This window comes from Paraburkholderia ginsengisoli NBRC 100965, assembly GCF_000739735.1.
GTDB lineage: Bacteria > Pseudomonadota > Gammaproteobacteria > Burkholderiales > Burkholderiaceae > Paraburkholderia > Paraburkholderia ginsengisoli.
Genome location: NZ_BBJF01000003.1, coordinates 105,130 through 130,098 on the forward strand (window position 1 = coordinate 105,130; position 24,969 = coordinate 130,098).

Consider the following 24,969-nt stretch of genomic DNA (forward strand, 5'->3'; position numbering starts at 1 on the left):
AAACGTTTCGACGATGAAACGCGTCGGCTTAAAGCCGCGGGAAGCCGCGCTACTCGTTGCGGGTGACGTTCTGCGGCGCGTCGGTGGAATCGTCGGGGAGGGTGGCGTGCGGCTCGCGTGCGGCGCTTTGCAACTCGCGCAACGTGTCGATGGGGATATGACAGCGGATTCGATGCGCGGCCGGCTGAGCGGTGTCGCCCGCGTGATGGGTGGCGTCATGCCCCGCGTCGAGAAAGGGCGGGTCCTGCTGTTCGCAGATCGCGCCGAGCTTGCGTGGGCAGCGCGTGTGAAACACGCAGCCCGACGGCGGCGAGATCGCGCTCGGCAGATCGCCGGATAGACGGATGCGCGCCGTGCGCTCGTGTGCATGCAGCGTCGGCACCGACGACAGCAACGCCTCGGTATAAGGATGCTGCGGACCGTCGAATACAGCGGCGGCCGGCCCGATTTCCAGCAGCCTGCCCAGATACAGCACGGCGATCCGATCCGCGAGATAGCGCACCACGTGCAGATCGTGCGAGATGAACACGTAGCTGACGCCGCGCTCGCGTTGCAGATCGGCGAGCAGGTTGAGGATCGCGGCCTGCACGGAGACGTCGAGCGCGGAAGTGGGCTCGTCGCAAACCACGACGCGCGGCTCGCCGGCAAACGCGCGGGCAATCGCGACGCGTTGCTTGAGTCCGCCGGACAACTGCCGCGTGCGCGAGTCGAGATAGCGCTCGGGCAAACGCACGGCTTCGGTCAGCGTGGCGAGCCGCGTGTCGATCTCCGGGCCGCGCAAGCCGGTGAGACGCGACAACGCGCGGCCGATCAGCCGCTTCACCGAATGCGCGCGATTGAGCGCCGAGTCCGGGTTCTGGAACACGATCTGCAGCGACTTCACCTGCGCGTCGCTGCGTCGCGTGACGCGCGCGGCGAGCGGCGCGCCGTCGAGTTCGAGCACGCTGCCGGCGTCGGGCGTGAGCAGGCCGAGCATTAGCTTGGCGAGCGTGGTCTTGCCGCTGCCCGATTCGCCGACGAGGCCGAGCGTTTCACCGCCGGCGAGGTCGAGCGACACGTCGTCGAGCGCGCGCAGCGATGCACCTGATACGTGGAACGTCTTCGAGAGGTTGCGAGCGCGCAGCACAGGCGTGGCGCGCTTTTCTTGCGCCGCGCCGCGCGGCTTGTCGGGCAATGCCTCCAGCGCGGCGCGCGGCAACTCGATCGCGCGTTCATGGTAGTGGCAGCGCGCCATCTGATCGCCATGGGCGGCGCTAAGCCGGTAGGGCGGCGGCGCTTCACGGCGGCAGCGTTCGTCGGCGAGGCGGCAGCGGTCCGCATAAATGCAGCCTTGCGTGACCGAGCCCGGCGACGGCAAACCGCCCGCGATCGTATCGAGCCGCTCGGTGTCCTTGCTGCGCCCGGTCGTGGGCAGACAGCGCAACAGCCCGACCGTGTACGGATGACGCGGCCGCGTGAAGACATCGCGCGTCGCGCCTTCTTCGACCAGCTTGCCCGCATAGAGCACGCCGACGCGTTCGCACATCCGCCCGATCACCGCGAGGTTGTGGCTGATGAAGAGCACGGCGGTCCCGAGTTCCTCGCGCAACTGCGCGACGAGGTCGAGCACTTCGGCTTCGACGGTCGCGTCGAGGCCGGTGGTCGGTTCGTCGAGAATCAGCAGCGCGGGGTTCGACGCGAGCGCCATCGCGATCACCACGCGCTGCTGCATGCCGCCCGATAATTGATGAGGATAACTGTTCATCACCTGCTCGGGCGCGGCGATGCGCACACGCTTGAGCATCTCCAGCGTGCCGCACAATGCGTCGTCGCGCGTGGCGCCGGCGGCTTCGAACGCTTCGGAAACCTGCCGCGCGATCGTCAGCGACGGATTCAACGCGCGGCCCGGGTCCTGATAGACCATCGAGATCGTGTTGGCGCGCAGGCTGCGCAGCGCATCGGCGTCGAGCTTCTGCACGTCCGCGCCGGCAATCATGATCTTGCCGGCCTTCACCTTGCCGTTGCGCGGCAGATAGCGCACGGTCGCCATCGCAACCGTCGATTTACCGCAGCCCGATTCGCCGACGAGCCCATACGCTTCGCCGCGCCGCACGCGAAACGAGACGTCTTGCAATACTTCGCGATCGCGTCCGCGAATCCGGTACGTGACCGTCAGGCCGACCACGGTCAGCGCATCGGTGCGATCGCTCTTCGACACGTCGAAGGCGGCGAACGGGGAGGAGGGCGTGCTGCTCATCGGTCGAGTACGCCTTGCACGCTGTCGGCGATCAGATTCACGCCGACCACCAGCGACGCGATCGCGCCGGCCGAGAACACCACGGTCCACCATGCGCCGCCCGCCATCAGCGTGTACGACTCGGACAGCGCGAGGCCCCAGTCGGCGGAAGGCGGCTGGATGCCGAAGCCGAGAAACGACAGCGTGGCGACCGCGAAGATCGCATAGCCGAGCCGCACGGTCGCCTCGACGATGATCGGCGGCAACACGTTCGGCAGGATCTCGACGAACATGATGTACGGCGCGCGTTCGCCGCGTAGTTGGGCGGCGGCCACGTAGTCGAGATGCCGCTCGGCGAACACGGCGGCGCGCACGGTGCGTGCGGTGATCGGCGTGAAGGTGATGCCGATCACGAGGATCACCGTGACGTTCGACGCGCCGACCGCCGCCAGCGCGAGCAACGCGACGATCACGAGCGGCAGCGCGAGCACGGCGTCGATCGCGCGGCCGACCACGTTGTCGACCCAACCCTCGAAGTAGCCGACCACCAGGCCGAGCGCGGTGCCCGCCGCTGTGCCGAGCAGCGTCGCGAGCGGCGCGATCGTCAGGATGTCGCGCGCGCCGACGATTACGCGCGAGAACACGTCGCGGCCAAGCTGGTCGGTGCCGAACCAGTGCGTGCGATCGGGCGGCAGCAGCGAATTGAGCGGATCGGACGCGTACGGGTCGATCCGCACGATCCACTGCCCGGCGAGCGCACACACGATCCACCACGCGACGATCACCACACCCACCACGAAAGTCGGCGAACGCAGCAGCACGCGCAACTGCTCGAAGCGCGGTTCGGTTGCAGCGGCTGACGCTGGAGTCGGCGGAACGATCGTGCTCATTCGGCGCTCCTCACACGCAACCGCGGATTGAGCAGCACGTGCAGCGCATCGGCGACGAGATTGGCGAGCGTGTAGACCACGCCGATCGTCAGCACGCCCGCTTCGAGCATCGGAAAGTCCTTGGCCTTGGCGGCGTTGTAGATCAGCGAGCCGATGCCCTGATAGTGGAACAGCGTCTCCACCACCACGAGGCCGCCGATCATATAACCGAGCTGCGTCGCGGCGACGGTGATGGTCGGCAGCAGCGCATTGCGCAATACATGCCGCCAGATCACGACATGGCGCGGCAAGCCTTTGAGAATCGCGGTGCGCGTGTAGTCGGCGTCGAGCGCCTCGACGGTGCCCGCGCGCGCCATTCTCGCGATGTAGCCGAAGAACACCAGCACCAGCGGCAGCACCGGCAGCACCAGGTGCCGCAATTGTTCGAGCGCGCCGGCTTCGGGCGGATACGATGCTTCAATCGGCAGCCAGCGCAGCCACACGCCGAACACGAGGATCAGCACGATCGACGAAACGAATTCCGGCACCACAGTCGCCGATAAACCGGCGATGCTGATCGTGCGATCGAGCCAGCGCCCCGCGTGCATCGCCGACCACACGCCGCCCGCAATGCCGAGCGGCACCACGACGATGAACGCCAGCAATCCGAGCTTAGCCGAATGCGTGAGCGCGTCGGCGATGAACGGCCCAACCGGTTCGCGGTACGCATACGAGAGCCCCATGTTGCCGCGCACGAAATGCGTGATCCAGTCGACGTATTGCGTGAGAAGCGGACGGTCCGCGCCGAGCTGATGATTGAGCGCGGCGACCGCTTGTGCATCGGCGAGCGGCCCGAGCACCGCGCGGCCGATATCGCCGGGCAGCAACTGGCCGCCCGCGAACACGATCACCGACAACAGCCACAGCGTGATCAACGACAAGCCCACCCGCGTCGCGAGAAAGCGCGCGACGCGGCCCGCGTTGTCACGCGAAACGCTGGAGGCGGAAGGGGACGTCGTGGCCGACATCGTGAGTTCCTCGTCGAATGGCCGAAGGGCGCGCGTGCACTTACGCGCTCAACACCGCGCGGTCGAAATAGAGTTGCGCGAGTGCCGTGAAGCGCACGCCGTTCACGCCCTTGCGCATCGCGATCAGTTGATCGTAGAAGAACGGGATGATGACGGGTGTCTCGTCGAGCAGCAGTGTCTGGATCTGTCCGGAGATTTTCTTCTGCGAAGCGAGGTCGATGGCCGCCACGAATTGCGCGACCAGCTGATCGTATTGCGGATTCTTGAAGTGCGCTGCGTTCCACGTGCCGGTGCTCGTGAGCGGCGCGTTCAGGAACACGTTCGGCACGCCGCGATGGCCATAGTCGGTGATGCCGAGGGGCGAGTCGAGCCAGTCCGATTTGCCGGGCGTGCCCGCGCCGTAATACAGCGACTGGCTCTCGACCTTCAGATTGATGCGTACGCCGATCGCCTTCGCCGCGTTCTGCACGACCACCGCGAGGTCGGGAATCTCCATGTACTTTTCAGTGGTCAGCGTCACGTCGAAGCCGTTCGGCACGCCCGCTTGCGCGAGCAGCTGCTTCGCTTTGGCAATGTCGACCTTGCGTTGCGGCACGCCCGCATCCGACGACGGAAACACCGGTGCGAACGGACTGTCGTTGCCGAGTTGCGCGCGTCCCTTGAAGAGGCCGCGCACCAGCACGTCGCGATCGAGCGACAGCGCCAGCGCCTGGCGCACCCGCTTGTCCTTGAACAGCGGATTGTCGTTGCGCATGTGAATCTGCCGATGCGCGCTCGACTTGACACCGACCGCCTTGTAGTCGGGATTGTTCAGAATCCCGGCGCCGCCCTGCACGGTGAAGGTGCCCATCACGTCGGCCTGGTGACCTTGCAGCGCGAGCAACTGGGCTTGCTCGTCGGCGTAGAACGAAAACTGTACGCGTTGCGGTAACGCTTTCTCGCCCCAGTAGTCGGGATTGCGTACGAACGACGCGCCGACCTTCGGCTGATATTTCTCGAACCTGAACGGACCCGTGCCGATGAAGCTCTTTTCATAACCGCCCGCGTAGTTCGCGGGCAGGATCACGGCGTTGTAGTTGTCCGAAGACACGTAGTACGGGAAGTTGCCGTTCGGCGCATCCAGATGAAACGCGATCGTGTGCTCGTCGACGACTTTCGCGCCGCCTTTCGACAGCACGCCCTTCAATACCGAGAGCGCCGCCGAGCCGCTGGCGGGATCGGCGAGACGGTCGAACGTGGCGGCCACGTCTTTCGCGGTGAACGGCTGGCCATCATGGAATTTGACGTTCTGGCGCAGCTTGAAGGTCCACACGTCGCCCTTGTCGTTCGGCTGCCATGACAGCGCGAGCGCCGGCTTCAGCATCAGCTTTTCGCCGTCGTCGTCGATCAGGAATTCGCCGGTCTGGTTCAGCAACGCGAGACTGGCGGCGTCGGTCACGGTGAGCGGATCGACCGCGCCGGCGGGTGTCAGGTGGGCGACGCGGATCGTCTGGTTGCCTGCGCCCGGCGCGCCTTGCGCCCGCGCCCGCGGCGCATTCAGCAGCGCACCGCCGCTCGCGAGCGCCAGGCCGATCACGCTCGCATAGCGCAGCAGTTCCCGGCGCGTGATGCGGCCGGCGAGGAATTCGTCGATGGCGTGGTTGCCGTAGGCGTCGGTGGTCAGGCGGGCTGCGTCGAGTGCGAGAAATCGGTCCGCGGGAGTTTTCATCGATGGAGAGTCCAGTCCGTTCTGTTGCCGGTTCTGAAGCGCCGCGCCGGATGCGTGGCGCAATGACGACGAACAAGGCTGCGGCGCAAGCCTGCGCGAAGCCGCTTCAGTGTAAGCGATTGACTAAGCGTCTGGCGCGCTTGCGGCGCGGCGAGGTGGCCGATTGGCCGATAAAAGAGTCGCTGTGTATCGTCATCACAACGTTCGACGCGTGGATGGCAATGCATGCGGAATTCGCGCGCGGTGGATGCGGTGCGTGCGGTCCGTCGAGTGAAGCGGCGCGGCCGCTGGCACGGACGTATCGCCAATGCGGCGTTGCCGGCATCCTTACCGCCCACATCGCACGCGAGGCGTTGGTTTTACCGCGCGACCCCTGCCGGACGCCGCCAGCGATGAAACAGCACCGAGCCGATCCAGCACGCCATGAAGGTCGCGACGATCGCATAACCCAGCGCGCCGAAGCGTTCGTTCACGCTCGCGACCGCGTCCCAGACGCCGCCGCTCAACCCGAGCTTGTCCGATAGCAGCCCGAGCGCTTCGACGCCGCCGATTACGATCGCCACGATCGCCGACACGAACGTGATGCTCGCGTTGTAGTAGAGCTTGCGCTTCGGATCGTCCATCGCCCAGCCGTACGCGTGAACCATCAGCACGTTGTCGGTCGAATCGACCAGCGTCATGCCCGCGGTGAAAAGCGCCGGGAACACGAGAATCGAATAGAGCGGCAAGCCGGTGCCCGCCTGCGATGCGGCAATCGCCAGCAGGCCGATCTCGGTCGCGGTGTCGAAGCCGAGGCCGAACAGCACGCCGACCGGGTACATGTGCCAGCTTTTCGTGACGAGCCGGAACAGCGGGCGCAACGCGCGCGATAGCAGGCCCGCCGGCGCGAGCGAGTCCGCCGTTTGCGCGAGCGCTTCGCCGTCCCGTTGGACATGGCGGTAACGACGCCACACGTCGCGCAGGATCACGAGGTTGACAGCCGCCAGCACCAGCAGGAAGGTTGCCGAAACGAGCGTGCCGAGCGTGCCGCCGACTTCCTTGAAGGTCTCAAAGCGGCCGTGCAGCGAATGCGCGGTCCACGCAATGCCGATGGTCGCCGCGATCACGATCGTCGAGTGGCCGAGCGAAAACGCGAGGCCGACGCCGAGCGGCCGCTTGCCGCTTTGCATCAGCTTGCGCGTGACGGCGTCGATCGCCGCGATGTGGTCCGCGTCGACCGCATGGCGCAGTCCGAAACCGTACGCGAGCAGCGCGGTGCCGAGCAGCAGCGGATAGTCGCGAAAGGCAATCAGCGCCCAGGTCCAGGCGCCGACGTTCGCGGCGATCAGGATGGCGTACAGCGAGAGCAGGCGAGGGCGCAGCGAAGCGGTCGGCGTCATGAGTCGGGAAGGATAGGTTTAGTGATCGTGCGGATGCTTGTGAATCGGATCGACCCAGTAGACCGTTTCGGGCGCTTCCACGGCGTCGATGTTCAGATTGACCACCACCGCCTCGTTGTCGCTGCGCACCAGCACGCATTCGAGAGGCTCGTCCGTGCTCGCGTTGATCTCCTGATGCGGCACATACGGCGGCACGAAGATGAAGTCGCCCGGGCCCGCTTCGGCGGTGAACTCCAGGTGCTCGCCCCAACGCATGCGCGCCTGGCCGCGCACCACGTAGATCACGCTTTCGAGCGCGCCGTGATGATGCGCGCCGGTCTTCGCGTTCGGATGGATCGTCACGGTGCCGGCCCAGATTTTCTGCGCGCCGACCCGCGCGGCGTTGATCGCGGCGGCGCGGTTCATGCCCGGCGTTTGCGCGGTGTTGCTGTCGAGCTGGTCGCCCTTGATGACCTTGACGCCGTGCTCGCGCCAGTCGATCGGCGTTTCCGGATGTTCGGCGTCATGTTCGGCGCGGTAGTGCGGGTGTTCGTGATCCTGGCTCATGGTGTCTCCTCCTGGGTGTAGCTCCCGGCGTTCGACTCGGCGCCGTCAGGCATTTTTGCACGTTCAAAAACGACTGTGTGGAGAAGCGGAATCGACGGCGCGATGGCCGAAAAAAAGCCCGTCCACAGGGGACGGGCTTCGGGTCGTCGGTGCGGCCTGCTTCAACCGCAACGCACCATGCATTCGCCGCGGCGCTTACTTCTGCTTCGCGTTGATCACGGCTTCCGCGACGTTGTTCGGCGTTTCGGCGTAGTGCTTGAACTCCATCGTGTAGGTCGCGCGGCCTTGCGTGGCCGAGCGCAGCGACGTCGAATAGCCGAACATCTCCGCGAGCGGCACTTCGGCGCGCACCAGCTTGCCGCCGCCGCCCGCGATGTCTTCCATGCCCTGCACCATGCCCCGGCGGCTCGACAGGTCGCCCATCACGTTGCCCATGAAGTCTTCGGGCGTTTCCACTTCGACCGCCATCATCGGTTCGAGCAGCACCGGCTTGGCTTTGCGCATCGCTTCCTTGAACGCCATCGAGCCGGCCATGCGGAACGCGTTTTCATTCGAGTCGACGTCGTGGTACGAACCGAAGGTCAGCGTCACCTTCACGTCGACCACCGGGTAGCCCGCCAGCACGCCGGCCTTCAGCGTTTCCTGGATGCCCTTGTCGACCGCAGGAATGTATTCGCGCGGAATCACGCCGCCCTTGATCGCATCGACGAATTCGTAGCCCTTGCCTTGCGGCGCCGGTTCGAGCGTGAGCACCGCGTGGCCGTACTGACCACGCCCGCCCGACTGCTTGACGAACTTGCCTTCGACATCTTCGACCTTGTTGCGCACCGTTTCGCGATACGCGACCTGCGGCTTGCCGACAGTCGCCTCGACGCCGAACTCGCGCTTCATCCGGTCGACCAGAATTTCCAGGTGCAGCTCGCCCATCCCGGAGATGATCGTCTGACCGGATTCTTCATCCGTTTGCACGCGAAACGACGGGTCTTCCTGCGCGAGACGGTTCAGCGCGATGCCCATTTTCTCCTGGTCCACCTTGGTCTTCGGCTCGACGGCCTGCGAGATCACCGGCTCCGGGAAGATCATCTTTTCGAGGATGATCACGTGGTTCGGATCGCACAGCGTGTCGCCGGTGGTCGCTTCCTTCAGGCCGACGGCCGCGGCGATGTCGCCCGCGTAGACTTCCTTGATTTCTTTGCGCTCGTTCGCGTGCATCTGCAGGATCCGGCCGAGGCGCTCCTTCTTTTCCTTGATCGCGTTGTAGACGGTGTCGCCCGAATTCACGACGCCCGAATACACGCGGAAGAAAATTAGCTGGCCGACGAACGGGTCCGTCATGATCTTGAACGCGAGCGCCGAGAACGGATCGGTGTCGTTCGGATGACGCTCGATTTCCTTGTCGTGTTCGTCGTGACCGGTGATCGCGGGCACGTCGACCGGCGACGGCAGGTAGTCGATCACCGCGTCGAGCATCGCCTGCACGCCCTTGTTCTTGAACGCGCTGCCGCACAGCATCGGCACGATTTCATTAGCGATGCAGCGCGTGCGGATGCCGTGCTTGATTTCGTCTTCGCTGAGCGTTTCGCCGCCCAGGTATTTGTCGAGCAGTTCCTCGTTCGCCTCGGCGGCGGCCTCGACCATCTTGTCGTGCCATTCCTTCGCGGTGGCGGCGAGCTCCGCCGGAATCTCGCGGTACTCGAACTTGATCCCCTGGTTCTCTTCGTCCCAGAAGATCGCCTTCATCTTGACCAGATCGACCACGCCCTGGAAGTGCTCTTCCGCGCCGATCGGAATCTGGATCGGCACCGCGACGCCTTTCAGACGATCGCCGATCTGCCGCTGCACGCGGAAGAAGTCCGCACCGACACGGTCCATTTTGTTGACGAACGCGATGCGCGGCACCTTGTACTTGTTCGCCTGGCGCCACACCGTTTCGGACTGCGGTTGCACGCCGCCGACCGAGTCGTACACCATGCATGCGCCGTCAAGCACGCGCATCGACCGCTCGACTTCAATCGTGAAGTCGACGTGACCCGGGGTGTCGATGATGTTGATCCGATGTTCGGGATAGTTGCCGGCCATGCCTTTCCAGAAGGCGGTGGTAGCAGCGGACGTGATCGTGATGCCGCGCTCCTGCTCCTGTTCCATCCAGTCCATCGTCGCCGCACCGTCGTGAACCTCGCCGATCTTGTGGGTCACGCCGGTGTAGAACAGGATGCGTTCAGTAGTGGTGGTTTTGCCGGCATCGATGTGAGCGCTGATGCCGATATTCCGGTAGCGCTCGATGGGAGTCTTGCGGGGCACGTGAACCTCCTTGGAATGGCGCGCCTGAAACGCTTGCCGGGCGGCGCTCTGGCCGCCCGGGGAACCTGGGTGCTGCGGTGCTGAGAGCAATAGAATAGCGCGTCGGCCCGGCTTTTGCAGGAATCTTGCCAGCCGGGTGCGCGCGCCTGCGGGCGGGGTTTCGGCCGCCAGCGCACGATGCCGCGCGGCGCGATGGCGGCAAAGAGCGCGCAAGAAAAAAAGCCGGCGCCTCTCGCGAGACGCCGGCTTTTCCGGAAGCGGTTGAATGCGGCGGCGCCAGTTGGCGCGGCCGGTCCGGCTGATTGCAGCCTTCGTGCCGTTTATTGCTGCACGGCCGGCAACCCCTGGATCTGCATCCCCGGCTTGATGCCCTTCGAGGTGAACCAGCCTTTGTTCATCTCCAGCGCAAACACGCCGTTGTGCGTCGGGCAGTGATTGTTGGTGGTCTCGGCCTGCATCTCGGCGATGTCGGTGATCGTACCGTCCGCGCGCATGAACGCAATCGACAGCGGAATCAGCGTGTTCTTCATCCAGAAGCAATGGCCGGCGTTCTCGTTGAAGACGAACAGCATGCCTTCGTTCGGCGCGAGATTCGTGCGGTACATCAAGCCTTGTTCGCGGTCCGCGTCGCTGGCGGCGACCGCGGCGTCGATCACGAACATGCCCGCGGTCAGCTTCACGCGCGGAAATTCGCTGGGCTGCTTCGCACCCGGCGGGATCTGCTGCGCATGAGCAGGGGCGGCGGTGGTGGCAACGAACGAGATCGCGGCGAGCGGCAGTGCAACGGCAATAGCGAAACGCGCAATCAACGAGCGCAGGGGAAATCGCACGGCATGACTCCTTGCTGGAAATTAACCCGCGCATGTTACGCGAGCGCGTCAAAAACAAAAAGGCAGATCGCCTTGCGGTGATCTGCCTTACAACGCCGTAAGAACGGCAGTGAAGCTAGTTCTTGACTGCGTTTTTACAACAAACTTACTCCGATGCTGCCGAAGCTGCAGCAGCAGCTGCTGCCTTCTTGTGCGACTTCTTGTGAGCGTGCTTCGTGGTCTTCTTTGCCGACGAAGCTGCTGCTGCCGGAGCTGCCGAAGCTGCTTCCGGTGCCGAAGCTTGTGCGAATGCTGCCGTTGCGAAGAGGCCAGCGACCAGAGCGGCGATCAGTTTGTTCATTTTGTGAATCCTCAGCTTGAGTTAATTAACCAAATGACCCGGCTATATGTAGAGTCATGTCGGTAAACGTGCCATCCACCTTTCGGTTGACAGTCGCATCGAACAAATTTTTCGACACGCCTGCTTAGCGCTCAGACTCCCTGTGCTCGCCGCGAAAAACGGCATGCGCAAAGGCCCTTAAGGCTGAATGCCGGATAGCTTCGGGCGGCATCTGCGTCGAATAACGCGTGAGCTCGCGCTGCGGTTGACGAGAATTTTCCGGAAATTTTTATTGCGATAGCGCGAGGCGAAAGTGCGTGTTCGTCGCTCTTGAGAACGCGTGGGTCCACGCTTTTTTCGCGATAGCTTCACACGTGCTTTTGTTTGCCGATACAACGGCTTAGCTTGGTTATTCGTCGTGAAACACGGGGACGTGTCGCGAGATTGGCGATGACGCACGTCGTCGCGCGCGCATGAGAAGCACGTTCAGACGACACCTTCCCAAGGCGCTTTCGATGGCAATTCGACGCTCTCGCCCGGCTGGAGTCCGAGCGAAAAAATGTCGAGCGCACCGATGCCCACACGCACCAGACGCAGCGTCGGAAAACCGACCGCCGCGGTCATGCGGCGCACCTGACGGTTCTTGCCTTCGGTGATCGACAACTCGATCCATGTGGTCGGTATCGCTGCGCGATAGCGGATCGGCGGCGTGCGCGTCCACAGCGTGTCGCGTGGTTCGACATACTCGGCGCGGCACGGGCGCGTCACGTAGTCGCCGAGATCGACGCCGCGCGCAAGCTTCTTCAACGCGGCCGCGTCGACCGCGCCTTCCACTTGTGCCCAATAACGTTTGACGAGCTTGTGACGCGGCTCGGCGATGCGCGCCTGCAGCGCGCCGTCGTCGGTGAGAAGCAGCAGGCCTTCGCTGTCGGAATCGAGCCGGCCCGCCGGATAGACGCCGGGCACTTTGACCCAGTCGGCCAGCGATGCGCGGGTCTCATGCGGCGAGAATTGACAGATGGTGCCGAACGGCTTGTTCAGGGCGAGAAGGCGCATAGGGGACGTGAATGAGAGTCGCGCGGAACCGGGCGCGACGCGCGGCATCGCCAAGGGTTCTGGAAGGGTCGCCGGTCCGGTCGTGAATGGCGCGATGATAAGGCATAAACCGGCATGCCCATTTTGCAGCCTTATAAACGGCACGGGAGCCGAGGCGGGTGGCGTTCGGTCCCGCCCATGTTGGAAAACCCCAAGCCGTGGCAGGGTCGTCGCGGCGAACGCGTGGGCTAGAATAGCGCCAGGCTCGCCTGCGAGCGTTCTGGCATGGCGCGTAGCGAGGAGCGTCCATTTTCGCAGTCTCCCATCAGCTTTCTGCACAGCCTTCACTGGAGTCCGATCATGTCGTATCAGCACATCAAGGTTCCGACCGGTGGTGACAAGATCACTGTCAACGCCGATTTCTCGCTCAATGTTTCCGACCAGCCGATCATTCCGTTCATCGAAGGCGACGGCACGGGTCTCGACATCACGCCGGTCATGCTGAAGGTCGTGGATGCGGCAGTGGAGAAAGCGTACGCGGGCAAGAAGAAAATCCACTGGATGGAGATTTACGCGGGCGAGAAAGCGACCCGGGTGTACGGCCCGGACGTATGGCTGCCGGAAGAGACGCTGCAGGTGCTCAAGGAATTCGTGGTGTCGATCAAGGGGCCGCTCACCACGCCGGTCGGCGGCGGCATCCGTTCGCTGAACGTCGCGCTGCGCCAGGAACTCGACCTGTATGTGTGTCTGCGCCCGGTGCAGTATTTCAAGGGCGTGCCGTCGCCGGTGCGCGAGCCCGAGAAGACCAACATGGTGATCTTCCGCGAGAACTCTGAAGACATCTATGCGGGCATCGAATGGCCGGCCGAATCGGAGCAGGCGAAGAAAGTCATCAAGTTCCTGCAGGAAGAGATGGGCGTGAAGAAGATCCGCTTTCCGGAGTCGTCCGGGATCGGCATCAAGCCGGTGTCGCGCGAAGGCACCGAGCGGCTTGTGCGCAAGGCGATCCAGTACGCGATCGACAACGATCGCCGCTCGGTCACGCTGGTGCACAAGGGCAACATCATGAAGTTCACCGAAGGCGCGTTCCGCGACTACGGCTATGCGCTTGCGCAGAAAGAGTTCAGCGCCGAACTGATCGACGGCGGCCCGTGGATGAAGGTCAAGAATCCGAAGACGGGTGGCGACCTCGTCGTGAAAGACGTGATCGCCGATGCGTTCCTGCAGCAGATCCTGCTGCGTCCGGCCGAATACGACGTGATCGCCACGCTGAACCTGAACGGCGACTACATTTCGGATGCGCTGGCCGCGCAGGTCGGCGGCATCGGGATCGCGCCCGGCGCGAATCTGTCGGACTCGGTCGCGATGTTCGAAGCCACGCACGGCACCGCGCCGAAATACGCGGGCAAGGACTACGTGAATCCGGGCTCGGAAATCCTCTCAGCGGAAATGATGCTGCGCCACCTGGGCTGGACCGAAGCGGCGGACCTGATCATCCGGTCGATGGAAAAATCGATTCTGCAAAAACGCGTCACCTATGACTTCGCGCGCCTGATGGAAGGCGCGACGCAGGTGTCGTGCTCGGGCTTCGGCCAGGTGCTGATCGAGAATATGTAGAACGAAGCGGGCTGGAGCGATCCGGTTCGCATGGAATGACCCCGGCGTCGTGAGGCGGCCGGGGTATTTTTTGACTGGCGGGTTGCGGCGGTCGGTGCCGGTCGGGACCCGATAGTTGGGAACGACTGCGGTCCAATAAAACCGGAAGAGGGCGGCCAGACTACGAAAACGCGCCGCACAAAAAAAGAAACCCGGCAAGCCGGGCTTCAAAGGACGGGTAAAGAACAGTTTCAGGCAGGTGCCTGAATGTTCGATGCCTGTTTGCCTTTCGGGCCTTGCACGACCTCGAAGGTTACCTTTTGGCCTTCCTTGAGGGTCTTGAACCCATTCATCTGGATGGCCGAGAAGTGTGCAAACAGATCCTCACCACCTTCGTCAGGCGTGATGAATCCGAAACCTTTCGCGTCATTAAACCATTTGACCGTACCAGTTGCCATTCCAACTTCCCCTGTAACTCATGTCACTACCACGAGCCCTCGAAAAGCTCCGCGACCGCATAAGCAGCCACTCCCTCCTCACAAGCTCACCATCGGCATTTTTTCGATTTATGGCTCAGTGAAAAAAGTGCCAGCTTGATTGTTGGGGCTCTTTATTCGAGTGTCAAGAAAATTTTGAGATGGCGTTGTCGCGTTGCAAACAAGCGCTTTCCAAGGGTTTTTCCCGCTTCCGTTATGTGCGGTTGCGCAAGCGGGCCGTCTTGAAAAGTCGCATAATCGACTCACCTGCTGTGCTACGGGCCGCCGGCGGCCATCACGCTGCGGCGAGCGCCTCAGCCAGTTCCGGCAGGTTGTGCGATACTCGATCCGACTGCGGTGCAACAAGGCCGCTGCATCATTGGATAGGGGCCGGCTCCGCAATCGGCTCGTCGAATCGCGTACGCATGGCGGGTCATTTACCCATCACGCGCGGGCGAACGGGCTCACCGGCGGGTTCGCCGGGTTTTGACAGGATTGCGGGCCTGTCCTAGTTGTTTAGAATGGGTGTATGGCGATTATCCCGGACAAGCAGGACGGCACCGTACTGGAGCGGCAGGAGAAGAAGCTCAAGCCGCCATCCATGTACAAGGTGGTGCTTCTGAATGACGACTTCACGCCAATGGAATTTGTCGTGATGATCGTGCAGGAATATTTCAATAAAGATCGTGAAACCGCAACGCAGGTGATGTTGAAGGTGCATCGCGAGGGCAGGGGAGTTTGTGGGGTCTATACGCGGGACATCGCGTCGACCAAAGTCGAGCAAGTCGTTACCCACGCACGGCAGGCCGGGCATCCGCTGCAGTGTGTGATGGAGGAAGCATGATTGCCCAGGAACTGGAAGTCAGCCTGCACATGGCGTTCATGGAAGCACGCCAGGCGCGGCACGAGTTCATAACGGTCGAACATCTGCTGCTGGCACTGTTGGACAATCCGACAGCGGCGGAGGTGTTGCGTGCATGCGCGGCCAATATCGAGGATCTGCGCCAGAACCTGCGCAACTTCATTCATGACAACACGCCTACCGTGCCAGGCACGGACGACGTCGACACGCAGCCCACGCTGGGATTCCAGCGTGTGATCCAGCGCGCGATCATGCATGTGCAATCCACCTCGAATGGCAAGAAGGAAGTGACCGGCGCGAATGTGCTGGTCGCGATCTTCGGCGAGAAGGATTCGCACGCGGTGTACTACCTGCAACAGCAGGGCGTGACGCGTCTGGACGTGGTCAATTTCATCTCGCACGGCATCGCCAAGACGAGCAGCACGGACGCCGCGAAAGCGAGCGACGCGAATGCCGAGTCTGACGAAGCCGCCGCGCAGAAGGAAACGCCGCTCGCCCAGTTCACGCAGAACCTGAACCAGATGGCGAAAGACGGCCGCATCGATCCGCTGATCGGGCGCGAGTCGGAAGTCGAGCGCGTGGTCCAGGTGCTGTGCCGCCGGCGCAAGAACAATCCGCTGCTGGTCGGCGAGGCGGGCGTCGGCAAGACCGCGATCGCCGAAGGTCTCGCGTGGCGCATTACGCGCGGCGAAGTGCCGGACATTCTCGCGGATGCGCAGGTGTATTCGCTCGACATGGGCGCGCTGCTCGCCGGCACCAAGTATCGCGGCGACTTCGAGCAACGTCTGAAGACGGTCCTGAAGGAATTGAAGGAACGTCCGCACGCGATCCTGTTCATCGACGAAATTCATACGCTGATCGGCGCAGGCGCTGCGTCGGGCGGCACGCTGGACGCATCGAATCTGCTGAAGCCGGCGTTGTCGTCGGGCACGCTCAAGTGCATCGGCGCGACGACGTTCACCGAATATCGCGGCATCTTCGAAAAAGACGCGGCATTGTCGCGTCGTTTCCAGAAGGTCGACGTGACCGAGCCGACCGTCGAGCAGACGGTGGCGATCCTACGTGGCCTCAAGTCGCGTTTCGAAGAGCATCACGGCGTGAAGTATTCGTCGGGTGCGCTGTCGGCTGCGGCTGAGTTGTCGGCACGGTTCATCACGGATCGTCATCTGCCGGACAAGGCGATCGACGTGATCGACGAAGCGGGCGCCGCGCAACGCATCCTGCCGAAGTCGAAGCAGAAGAAGACGATCGGCAAGAACGAGATCGAAGAGATCATCTCGAAGATCGCCCGTGTCCCGCCGCAAAGCGTGTCGCAGGACGACCGCAGCAAGCTGCAAACGCTGGACCGCGATCTGAAGAGTGTGGTGTTCGGGCAAGACCCGGCCATCGACGCGCTGTCGGCCGCGATCAAGATGGCGCGCGCGGGTCTTGGCAAGCTGGACAAACCGATCGGCGCGTTCCTGTTCTCCGGTCCCACGGGCGTCGGCAAGACCGAAGTGGCGAAGCAACTGGCGTTCACGCTGGGCATCGAGCTGATCCGCTTCGACATGTCGGAATACATGGAGCGTCATGCGGTCAGCCGGTTGATCGGTGCGCCACCGGGCTATGTCGGTTTCGACCAGGGTGGTCTGCTGACCGAAGCCGTCACGAAGAAGCCGCATTGCGTGCTGCTGCTCGACGAAATCGAGAAGGCGCATCCGGACATCTACAACGTGCTGCTGCAGGTGATGGACCACGGCACGCTGACGGACAACAACGGCCGCAAGGCGGACTTCCGCAACGTCATCATCATCATGACGACGAATGCGGGCGCCGAGGCGATGGGCAAGTCGGTGATCGGCTTCACCAACCGCCGGGAAGCCGGCGACGAGATGGTCGACATCAAGCGCATGTTCACGCCTGAGTTCCGTAACCGTCTGGACGCCACGATCAGCTTCCGCTCGCTCGATGAAGAAATCATCATGCGCGTGGTCGACAAGTTCCTGATGCAGCTGGAAGATCAGTTGCACGAGAAGAAGGTCGATGCGCTCTTCACCGACGCGTTGCGCAAGCATCTCGCCAAACACGGTTTTGATCCGTTGATGGGTGCGCGGCCGATGCAGCGTCTCATCCAGGACACGATCCGTCGTGCGCTGGCCGACGAGCTGCTGTTCGGCAAACTGATGAACGGCGGCCGTGTTTCGGTCGACGTGGATGCGGAAGACAAGGTGCAGTTGACCTTCGACGAGCATCCGGCGCCGCGCAATCCGAATCCGGAAGCGGTGGAAGTCGAGTAAGTTGTCGGTACCGCTCAGGCGGTATCGAAGAAAGCAGAACGGCGCGGGTTCAACCCCGCGCCGTTCTGCTTTTTGCGTTTCCGAATGGGTCGTTGCGTGGTGCTCAGTGCTTGCCGGTACTGCCGAAGCCGCCCGCGCCGCGCTCGCTCTCATCGAAGTCGTCGACGATATTGAACTCGGCCTGCACGACCGGCACGATCACCAGTTGCGCAAGGCGCTCCATCGGGTTCAGCACGAATGTCGTCTCGCCGCGATTCCACGTCGAGATCATCAGTTGGCCTTGATAATCGGAGTCGATCAAGCCGACCAGGTTGCCGAGCACGATCCCATGCTTATGCCCGAGTCCCGAGCGCGGCAGAATCAGCGCCGCGTAGCCGGGGTCGCCGACGTGAATCGCGAGTCCGGTCGGCACCAGCGCGGTCTCGCCGGGCTTGAGCGTCAACGGTTCGTCGAGACAGGCGCGCAGGTCGAGGCCCGCGCTGCCGGTGGTAGCGTAAGCCGGGAGTTGCTCGCGCATGCGCGCGTCGAGAATCTTCAGATCGAGTTTCATGCAAATGGAAGTGAGGTTAGGGCGTGGTGTTTGAGCCGAGCTGGAATGCATCGGCGAGAAGTTCATAGGAGCGCGTCCGTGCGCGATAGCTGCCAGCGACCGTCAGCACGATCAGCTCATCGGCCTGGAAGCGCTCCTGCAGGCTGTAGAGGCGCTCAGTGACGCTTTCCGGCGTGCCTATGATGCTGCGTGGCTTCTCGCGCTCGATCACGAGTTGCTCGCGCTCGCCGTACTCCTGCACGATGCCCTGTTCGACGGTTGGAATCGCTTCGTTCAGGCCGTACGCCATTTGCACGCGGCGCAGATCGACGGCTTTCTCCAGGTCGGCGGCTTCCTGCTCGGTGTCCGCGCAGATCACGAAAACGGCAGCGGCCAGATACGGTTGCGCCGCCGCGGGACCGGGCTGGAATCGCTCGCGATAAGCCAGCGCGACGCGCTCGCCGAAATGCGGATTGATGAAATGCGCGAACGAGAACGGGATGCCGAGTTGCGCCGCCAGCAGGCCGCCGAACTCGCTCGAGCCGAGCATCCACACTTGCGGACGCGTTTCGATCTGCGGTTGCAGTAGCACGCCATGCGCGATGTGGTCCGCCGGCAGCGTGCCGTGCATCAGGCCGAGCAGATCGGCGACCTGCTGCGGGAAATGGTCGCCGGGATGGTAGTCGCCGGCGGCGACCGCTTGCGCGGTGCGCATGTCGCCGCCTGGCGCGCGCCCCACGCCGAGATCCATGCGATTCGGGAACAACGCCTCGAGCATCATGAATTGCTCGGCGACCTTGAAGGGGCTGTAGTACGGCAGCATCACGCCGCCGGAGCCGAGGCGAATGCGTTTGGTCACGCTGCCGAGGCGCGCCAGCATCACCTCGGGGCAGGGATTCGATACGCCTCGCAAGCCGTGATGCTCGGCGCACCAGTAGCGCGTGTAGCCGAGGTCGTCGGCGAGTTGCGCAAGGTCGATGGTGGCGGCGACGGCGCTCGCCACCGAGTGCCCGGCGATCACGGGCGTTTGATCGAGCACGGAAAGTAGCGTCATGGCAGTGCGGGCTCCAGATGATCCGATTCGTCAGCGCGGCTTGCGGCAGCTATGACGATACGCGGCGCCGGGTTCACCGGATCAGACTCGTGTCGGGCAGACGCTTCGCGATCTCCGCGATCAGCGCACGCGCGAGCGTCAGCTTGTCCGCGCGCGGCAGCTTCGTCGCGCCGCCCGCTTCGAACAGGACCACTTCGTTATCGTCGCGACCGAAGGTGAGGGGGCCGAGATTGCCGATCAGCAGCGGCACGTTTTTGCGCACGCGCTTCTCTTCTCCGTGCACCTCCAGGTCGCCGCTTTCCGCCGCGAAGCCGACCGCGAACGGCGGATGCGGCAGCTTCGCCACCGAGGCCAGAATGTCCGGATTCTCGACGAACGTGAAGCTCGGCAGCGCACGGTCGGCGGCCTTCTTGATCTTGTGCTCGCTTGCGTGATCGACGCGCCAGTCGGCTACCGCTGCGACGCCGATGAAGATGTCGGCGTCCGCGACCGAGCGCATCACCGCATCGTGCATCTGCTGCGCGGTTTGCACGTCCTCGCGAAACACGCCCCACGGCGTTTCCAGCGCAACGGGACCCGCCACCAGATGCACGTCGGCGCCGGCCTGTTGCGCGGCGCGCGCGAGCGCGAAACCCATCTTGCCGCTGGAGCGGTTGGTGATGCCGCGCACTGGATCGAGCGGTTCGAACGTCGGTCCGGCGGTCAGCAACACGCGCCGGCCCGCGAGGATTTTCGGCGAGAAGAACGACGCGATCGCTTCATAAGTGGCCGCGGCTTCGAGCATGCGTCCGTCGCCGATTTCGCCGCAGGCTTGCGGGCCCGAATCCGGGCCCAGCACTTCGACGCCGTCCGCGCGCAATTGCGCGACGTTGCGCTGCGTCGCCGGGTTCTGCCACATCTGCCGATTCATCGCCGGGACGACGAGCAGCGGACAATCGCGGGCGACGCACAGCGTCGACAGCAGGTCGTCGGCCATGCCGTGCGCAAGCTTCGCGAGGAAGTCGGTGGACGCGGGCGCAATCACGATCGCGTCCGCTTCACGCGACAGATCGATGTGCGCCATGTTGTTCGGCACGCGGCCGTCCCACTGGCTCGTATAGACCGGACGGCCCGAGAGCGCCTGCATCGTGACGGGCGTGATGAACTGGGTGGCCGCTTCGGTCATGACGACCTGCACGGTCGCACCTGCCTTGGTCAGGAGGCGCGTGAGTTCGGCGATCTTGTAGCAGGCGATCCCGCCCGTCATGCCGAGGACGAGGTGTTTTCCTGCGAGTTCTGCGGTTGCCAACGAAAGCCTCCGGCAAAGCGTGGTGGCGGGCGGCAGGGCGGGCGTCGCGCCCCTCGCCCGCCGCGCCTTTCAGACCAGACGTCAGGCGCGGACGCCGGCGCCTGATGTCAGCGATTCAGCTACGTTAGCGTGTGCTGCGCACGCGCCGCAACTCGTCGAGCACGAGCAGGATCGCGCCGATCGTGATCGCGCTGTCGGCGAGATTGAACGCCGGCCAGTGCCAGCCGCGCACGTGGAAATCGAGGAAGTCGATCACGTGACCGTACGCGAGCCGGTCGATCACGTTGCCGAGCGCGCCGCCCAGAATCAGCGAGAGCGCCGTGCAGAACATCTTCTGTCCCGCATGGCGCTTGAGCAGGTAGCAGATCACCAGCGCGGCGACCACGCCGAGCGCGGTGAACGCCCAACGCTGCCAGCCGCCCGCCATCGCGAGGAAGCTGAATGCCGCGCCGCGGTTGTACACGAGTACCAGGTTGAAAAACGGCGTGACTGCATGCGCGACACCGTAGGCGAACACCTTCTGGACTGCGATCTTCGTCAACTGATCGAACAGGATGACGATCAGCGCGATGCCCAGCCAAGGGGCCAGCGAACTGCTTCCGGTAGCGGTTTTCGACGGGCTTTTCGACATGGTTCTCGCCATTATGCCGCGCTCCTCGTTTCACCGTTGCCGAACAGATTGCTGAAGCAGCGGCCGCACAGCGTCGGGTGTTCGGCGTGTGCGCCGACGTCCGCGCGATAGTGCCAGCAGCGCTCGCACTTCAGATACTTCGAAGCGATGACTTCGACGCCTTCTTCCGCTTCGCTGTCGACCTTCACGACGTTCGCGCTGGAGGTGATCAGCACGAACTTCAGGTCGTCGGCGAGGCTCGCGAGCGCGTCGTAACGCGCGCCGCTCGCGCGGATCTCCACTTCCGCCTGCAACGACGAGCCGATCAGGTTCGCGACGCGCGCTTCTTCCAGCGCCTTCGTCACGTCGCTGCGCGCGGCGCGCAACAGCGTCCACTTGTCGAGCAGCGCGCCCGCGCCGGGCACGGCCGGAAACGCGTGATACGTCTCGGTGAAGATGGTTTCGCTGTTCGGCTGGAACACCTTCCACGCTTCTTCCGCGGTGAACGAGAGGAACGGCGCCATCTGGCGCAGCAGGCCGTGCGCGATGTGATAGAGCGCGGTCTGCGCCGAACGGCGCGCGACGGAGTCGGCCGCGGTGGTGTACAGCCGGTCCTTCAGCACGTCGAGGTAGAAGCCGCCGAGATCTTCCGAGCAGAACGTCTGCAGCTTGGCGACCACCGGGTGGAACTCGTACTTCTCGTAGTGCGAGAGGATGTCGTCCTGCAGATTCGCCGACAACGCCACCGCATAGCGATCGATCTCCAGCCAGTCTTCGACCGGACGCGCGTGCTGCGCGAAGTCGAAGTCCGACAGGTTCGCGAGCAGGAAGCGCAGCGTGTTGCGGATGCGGCGGTAGCCTTCGGTGACGCGCTTCAGGATTTCCTCGGAGATCGCCAGTTCGCCCGAGTAATCGGTCGACGCGATCCACAGGCGAATGATTTCCGCGCCGAGGCGGTTCGCCACTTCATGCGGGTCGATACCGTTGCCGAGCGACTTGCTCATCTTGCGGCCTTCGCCGTCGACCGTGAAGCCGTGCGTGAGCAGCGCGTTGTAGGGCGGGCGGCCGTCCAGCATCGACGCGGTCAACAACGACGAATGGAACCAGCCGCGATGCTGGTCCGAGCCTTCCAGATACAGGTCGGCCGGGAATTGCAGTTCTTCCTTGTGCGAGCCGCGCAGCACGTGCCAGTGCGTGGTGCCCGAATCGAACCACACGTCGAGCGTGTCGCGGTTCTTCTCATACATGTTGGCGTCATCGCCGAGCAGTTCACGCGGGTCGAGCGTCTGCCATGCTTCGATGCCGGCCTTCTCGACGCGTTGCGCGACTTCTTCGAGCAGTTCCAGCGTACGCGGATGCAGTTCGCCGGTTTCCTTGTGCACGAAGAACGCCATCGGCACGCCCCATTGACGCTGACGCGACAGCGTCCAGTCCGGGCGGTTGGCGATCATGCTGAAGAGGCGCTGCTTGCCCCACGCCGGATAGAACGCGGTGTTCTCGATGCCTTCGAGCGCGGTTTCACGCAGCGTCTTGTCGGTGTCGTTCGGCTTCACGTCCATGCCGGCGAACCACTGCGACGTCGCGCGGTAGATGATCGGCGTCTTGTGGCGCCAGCAGTGCATGTAGCTGTGCGAGTACTTCTCGGTGCGCATCAGCGAGCCGGCGCCTTGCAGCGCTTCGACGATCTGCGGATTCGCGGCCCAGATCGACAGGCCGCCGAACAGCGCGAGCGATTCGATGTAGCGGCCGTCACCCATCACCGGGTTGATGATGTCGGAGTCGGACATGCCGTGCGCCTTGCACGACACGAAGTCTTCCACGCCATACGCCGGCGACGAGTGCACGACGCCCGTACCGGTTTCGGTCGTCACGTAGTCGCCGAGATAGACCGGCGCGGTGCGCTTGTAGGCCGGATGCGCGGACGCGAGCGGGTGATTGAAGCGCAGGTTGACGAGTTTCTCGCCCGGCGTGGTGGCGACGATCGTGCCTTCCAGGCCGTATTGCTTCAGGCACGCTTCGACGCGTTCTTCCGCGAGGATCAGCAGGCCGCGCGGCGTGTCGACCAGCGCGTAGACGATTTCCGGATGCAGGTTCAGCGCCTGGTTGGCGGGGATGGTCCACGGTGTGGTGGTCCAGATCACGATGCCGCCTTCGTTGCGCGGCAGCGCATTCAGACCGAAGGCTTGCGCGGTCTTTTCCGGCTCGGCGAAGCTGAACAGCACGTCGATGGTCGGATCGGTTTTGTCCTTGTACTCGACTTCCGCCTCGGCCAGCGCCGAGCCGCAGTCGAAACACCAGTTGACCGGCTTCAGGCCGCGGAACACGTAGCCTTTTTCCATGATCTTCGCGAGCGCGCGGATTTCGCCGGCTTCGTTCGTGAAGTTCATCGTCTTGTACGGATTATCCCAATCGCCGAGCACGCCCAGACGGCGGAAGCCGACCTTCTGCTTTTCGATCTGCTCGGTCGCATAGGCGCGCGCCTTTTGCATCACTTCGGCCGCCGGCAGCGACTTGCCGAACTGTTTTTCGATCTGGATTTCGATCGGCATACCGTGGCAGTCCCAGCCCGGCACGTAGACCGCGTCGAAGCCCGCCAGATTGCGCGCCTTGACGATCATGTCCTTGAGAATCTTGTTGACCGCGTGGCCGAGGTGGATGTCGCCGTTCGCATACGGCGGGCCGTCGTGCAGGATGAACTTTTTGCGGCCCTTGGAGGCGGCGCGGATCTTCTCGTAGATCTTGCGTTCCTGCCATTCCTTGACCCATTGCGGCTCGCGCCTGGGCAGGTCGCCGCGCATCGGGAACGGCGTGTCGAGCAGGTTCACCGGGTAGCGTGACTGCGGTTTCGAATCGGCTTTCTTGTTGCTCATGATGTGGTCGCGGTGAATTCGTTCTATGCGCAGCGGGGCGCGGGGTTGCGCACGATGCGCGAGGATGGGACGCGCCCGGCAGGTCTGTCGCATGATTCACGGACGCCTTTCGATGCGCGCGGCAACGGTACGCGCGGCGCTCAAGCGCTCGCCCGTACCGCGGCGATTACCTAATTCGGTCGGTGGCCGAGGTGGCGAAACCGGTGGACCGGCTGCCCGGCGTGCCGGCGCCGACGGCCGCGAACCACGCGCGCGCATTGGCGACGTCGCGTGCGATGGCGGCGGTCAGCGTTTCGAGGTCGACGTACTTTTCCTCGTCGCGCAACTTCTTCAGAAACTCGACGCGCACGAGTTTGCCATACGCATCGCCGTGCCAGTCGAGCAGGTGCACTTCGAGCAGCACGCGGCCGGAGTCGTCGACAGTGGGGCGCAGGCCGAGGCTCGCGACGCCCGGCAGCGGTTCGTCCGCGACGCCGTGCACGCGCACGACGAAAATGCCGGCCAGCGCCGGACGCTTGTGGGCGATCGGCAGATTGAGCGTGGGAAAACCGAGATCGCGGCCGAGCTTCATGCCGTGGACGACATGGCCGCTGATCAGATAGTCGCGGCCGAGCGCGGCGCGCGCCGCATCGAGGTCGCCCGCCACCAGCGCGGCGCGCACGCCCGAGCTGGAAATGCGCGCGCCCGTCGGATCGGCGACGGTGGCCATCTGTTCGACTTCGAAGCCGTACTGCTCGCCCGCCGCCTTCAGCGACGCGAAGTCGCCAGCGCGCTTCGCGCCGTAGCGGAAGTCGTCGCCGATCATCACCCAGCGCGCGTGCAGCCCGTTGACGATGATCCGTTCGACGAACGCATCCGGCGACTGGCTCGCAAACGTGTGATTGAAGTGCTCGACGACCACCCGGTCGACGCCGTTGGTGCGCAGCGCCTCCAGCTTGTCGCGCAGCATCGCGATGCGAGGCGGCGCGCCGGCCGGATTGAAGAATTCGCGCGGGTGCGGCTCGAAGGTCATCACGCAGACGGGCAGGCCGCGCGCATCGGCGGCCGCGCGCACATGGGCGAGCAGAGCCTGATGGCCGCGGTGGACACCGTCGAAATTGCCGATGGTCAGTGCGCAGGGCGCACGGCTTTCAGCATTGGGAAGACCGCGGAAGACTCTCACGATAGCGGGTGGCAGT

Annotated in this window: 20 protein-coding genes; 3 read left to right on the plus strand and 17 right to left on the minus strand. The window is 63.9% G+C overall.

What is annotated here, in order from left to right:
- Positions 1 to 49: 49 nt before the first annotated feature.
- From BGI01S_RS01525 to BGI01S_RS01565, 10 genes are all read right to left on the minus strand, one after another.
- Positions 50 to 2,236: an ABC transporter ATP-binding protein gene (locus tag BGI01S_RS01525; RefSeq protein WP_042321473.1), complete on the minus strand. Its 2,187-nt coding sequence runs from the start codon at positions 2,234 to 2,236 to the stop codon at positions 50 to 52.
- Positions 2,233 to 3,105 (minus strand): ABC transporter permease, encoded by an 873-nt coding sequence (locus tag BGI01S_RS01530; protein WP_042321475.1) that lies wholly within the window; start codon positions 3,103 to 3,105, stop codon positions 2,233 to 2,235. The genes BGI01S_RS01525 and BGI01S_RS01530 overlap by 4 nt, the downstream gene beginning before the upstream one ends.
- Positions 3,102 to 4,112 (minus strand): ABC transporter permease, encoded by a 1,011-nt coding sequence (locus tag BGI01S_RS01535; protein WP_042321478.1) that lies wholly within the window; start codon positions 4,110 to 4,112, stop codon positions 3,102 to 3,104. Before BGI01S_RS01535 ends, BGI01S_RS01530 begins: the two co-directional genes overlap by 4 nt.
- A 40-nt stretch (positions 4,113 to 4,152) precedes the next feature.
- The gene (locus BGI01S_RS01540; RefSeq protein ID WP_042321481.1) at positions 4,153 to 5,820 is read right to left on the minus strand and encodes an ABC transporter substrate-binding protein; all 1,668 of its coding nucleotides are present in this window, start codon (positions 5,818 to 5,820) and stop codon (positions 4,153 to 4,155) included.
- A 359-nt stretch (positions 5,821 to 6,179) separates the two neighbouring features.
- Positions 6,180 to 7,199, minus strand: coding sequence for a HoxN/HupN/NixA family nickel/cobalt transporter (locus BGI01S_RS01545; protein ID WP_042321484.1), 1,020 nt, complete (start codon positions 7,197 to 7,199; stop codon positions 6,180 to 6,182).
- Positions 7,200 to 7,217: 18 nt separating this feature from the next.
- Positions 7,218 to 7,745: a cupin domain-containing protein gene (locus tag BGI01S_RS01550; protein ID WP_042321486.1), complete on the minus strand. Its 528-nt coding sequence runs from the start codon at positions 7,743 to 7,745 to the stop codon at positions 7,218 to 7,220.
- Positions 7,746 to 7,940: 195 nt separating this feature from the next.
- Positions 7,941 to 10,046, minus strand: a complete 2,106-nt coding sequence (gene fusA / locus BGI01S_RS01555) for an elongation factor G (protein ID WP_042321488.1) — start codon at positions 10,044 to 10,046, stop codon at positions 7,941 to 7,943.
- Between the two features lie 320 nt (positions 10,047 to 10,366).
- A complete protein-coding gene (locus BGI01S_RS01560) occupies positions 10,367 to 10,876 on the minus strand; it encodes a DUF192 domain-containing protein (protein ID WP_042321490.1) in 510 nt (169 codons plus the stop codon).
- 145 nt (positions 10,877 to 11,021) lie between these two features.
- Positions 11,022 to 11,216: a hypothetical protein gene (locus BGI01S_RS29160; protein ID WP_084585235.1), complete on the minus strand. Its 195-nt coding sequence runs from the start codon at positions 11,214 to 11,216 to the stop codon at positions 11,022 to 11,024.
- Positions 11,217 to 11,681: 465 nt separating this feature from the next.
- On the minus strand, positions 11,682 to 12,251 hold the full coding sequence (locus BGI01S_RS01565) for a pseudouridine synthase (protein ID WP_042321492.1): 570 nt from the start codon (positions 12,249 to 12,251) through the stop codon (positions 11,682 to 11,684).
- A gap of 339 nt (positions 12,252 to 12,590) precedes the next feature.
- On the opposite strand from BGI01S_RS01565, the gene icd reads away from it, so the two are divergent.
- Entirely contained in the window at positions 12,591 to 13,847 is a 1,257-nt protein-coding gene (icd, locus tag BGI01S_RS01570; protein WP_042321494.1) for an NADP-dependent isocitrate dehydrogenase, read from the plus strand.
- A 230-nt stretch (positions 13,848 to 14,077) separates the two neighbouring features.
- On the opposite strand, the gene BGI01S_RS01575 is transcribed toward icd, so the two are convergent.
- Positions 14,078 to 14,284, minus strand: coding sequence for a cold-shock protein (locus tag BGI01S_RS01575; protein ID WP_007180614.1), 207 nt, complete (start codon positions 14,282 to 14,284; stop codon positions 14,078 to 14,080).
- A 547-nt stretch (positions 14,285 to 14,831) separates the two neighbouring features.
- Here BGI01S_RS01575 and clpS point away from each other — a divergent pair.
- Both clpS and clpA read left to right on the plus strand, forming a co-directional pair.
- The gene (gene clpS, locus BGI01S_RS01580; protein ID WP_006050100.1) at positions 14,832 to 15,146 is read left to right on the plus strand and encodes an ATP-dependent Clp protease adapter ClpS; all 315 of its coding nucleotides are present in this window, start codon (positions 14,832 to 14,834) and stop codon (positions 15,144 to 15,146) included.
- Positions 15,143 to 17,440: an ATP-dependent Clp protease ATP-binding subunit ClpA gene (gene clpA / locus BGI01S_RS01585; protein ID WP_042321496.1), complete on the plus strand. Its 2,298-nt coding sequence runs from the start codon at positions 15,143 to 15,145 to the stop codon at positions 17,438 to 17,440. Before clpS ends, clpA begins: the two co-directional genes overlap by 4 nt.
- 103 nt (positions 17,441 to 17,543) lie before the next feature.
- On the opposite strand, the gene dut is transcribed toward clpA, so the two are convergent.
- From dut to BGI01S_RS01615, 6 genes are all read right to left on the minus strand, one after another.
- Positions 17,544 to 17,990, minus strand: a complete 447-nt coding sequence (dut, locus tag BGI01S_RS01590) for a dUTP diphosphatase (RefSeq protein WP_042321498.1) — start codon at positions 17,988 to 17,990, stop codon at positions 17,544 to 17,546.
- A gap of 16 nt (positions 17,991 to 18,006) precedes the next feature.
- Positions 18,007 to 19,023, minus strand: coding sequence for an LLM class flavin-dependent oxidoreductase (locus BGI01S_RS01595; protein WP_042321500.1), 1,017 nt, complete (start codon positions 19,021 to 19,023; stop codon positions 18,007 to 18,009).
- Between the two features lie 73 nt (positions 19,024 to 19,096).
- Entirely contained in the window at positions 19,097 to 20,311 is a 1,215-nt protein-coding gene (gene coaBC / locus BGI01S_RS01600) for a bifunctional phosphopantothenoylcysteine decarboxylase/phosphopantothenate--cysteine ligase CoaBC (protein WP_042321501.1), read from the minus strand.
- Positions 20,312 to 20,435: 124 nt separating this feature from the next.
- The gene (gene lspA / locus BGI01S_RS01605; RefSeq protein WP_084585236.1) at positions 20,436 to 20,954 is read right to left on the minus strand and encodes a signal peptidase II; all 519 of its coding nucleotides are present in this window, start codon (positions 20,952 to 20,954) and stop codon (positions 20,436 to 20,438) included.
- Positions 20,954 to 23,791 (minus strand): isoleucine--tRNA ligase, encoded by a 2,838-nt coding sequence (gene ileS, locus BGI01S_RS01610; RefSeq protein WP_042321507.1) that lies wholly within the window; start codon positions 23,789 to 23,791, stop codon positions 20,954 to 20,956. Before ileS ends, lspA begins: the two co-directional genes overlap by 1 nt.
- Positions 23,792 to 23,957: 166 nt before the next feature.
- Positions 23,958 to 24,953, minus strand: a complete 996-nt coding sequence (locus BGI01S_RS01615) for a bifunctional riboflavin kinase/FAD synthetase (RefSeq protein WP_042321508.1) — start codon at positions 24,951 to 24,953, stop codon at positions 23,958 to 23,960.
- Positions 24,954 to 24,969 lie beyond the last annotated feature (16 nt).

Coding starts and splice junctions, on each gene's coding strand:
- ileS (WP_042321507.1), bottom strand. CDS start 23,791: ATGAGCAACAAGAAAGCCGATTCGAAACCGCAGTCACGCTACCCGGTG.
- BGI01S_RS01595 (WP_042321500.1), bottom strand. CDS start 19,023: ATGACGCTACTTTCCGTGCTCGATCAAACGCCCGTGATCGCCGGGCAC.
- BGI01S_RS01575 (WP_007180614.1), bottom strand. CDS start 14,284: ATGGCAACTGGTACGGTCAAATGGTTTAATGACGCGAAAGGTTTCGGA.
- BGI01S_RS01565 (WP_042321492.1), bottom strand. CDS start 12,251: ATGCGCCTTCTCGCCCTGAACAAGCCGTTCGGCACCATCTGTCAATTC.
- BGI01S_RS01525 (WP_042321473.1), bottom strand. CDS start 2,236: ATGAGCAGCACGCCCTCCTCCCCGTTCGCCGCCTTCGACGTGTCGAAG.
- BGI01S_RS01550 (WP_042321486.1), bottom strand. CDS start 7,745: ATGAGCCAGGATCACGAACACCCGCACTACCGCGCCGAACATGACGCC.
- dut (WP_042321498.1), bottom strand. CDS start 17,990: ATGAAACTCGATCTGAAGATTCTCGACGCGCGCATGCGCGAGCAACTC.
- clpA (WP_042321496.1), top strand. CDS start 15,143: ATGATTGCCCAGGAACTGGAAGTCAGCCTGCACATGGCGTTCATGGAA.
- lspA (WP_084585236.1), bottom strand. CDS start 20,954: ATGGCGAGAACCATGTCGAAAAGCCCGTCGAAAACCGCTACCGGAAGC.
- icd (WP_042321494.1), top strand. CDS start 12,591: ATGTCGTATCAGCACATCAAGGTTCCGACCGGTGGTGACAAGATCACT.
- BGI01S_RS01540 (WP_042321481.1), bottom strand. CDS start 5,820: ATGAAAACTCCCGCGGACCGATTTCTCGCACTCGACGCAGCCCGCCTG.
- BGI01S_RS01530 (WP_042321475.1), bottom strand. CDS start 3,105: ATGAGCACGATCGTTCCGCCGACTCCAGCGTCAGCCGCTGCAACCGAA.
- BGI01S_RS01535 (WP_042321478.1), bottom strand. CDS start 4,112: ATGTCGGCCACGACGTCCCCTTCCGCCTCCAGCGTTTCGCGTGACAAC.
- BGI01S_RS01545 (WP_042321484.1), bottom strand. CDS start 7,199: ATGACGCCGACCGCTTCGCTGCGCCCTCGCCTGCTCTCGCTGTACGCC.
- clpS (WP_006050100.1), top strand. CDS start 14,832: ATGGCGATTATCCCGGACAAGCAGGACGGCACCGTACTGGAGCGGCAG.
- BGI01S_RS29160 (WP_084585235.1), bottom strand. CDS start 11,216: ATGAACAAACTGATCGCCGCTCTGGTCGCTGGCCTCTTCGCAACGGCA.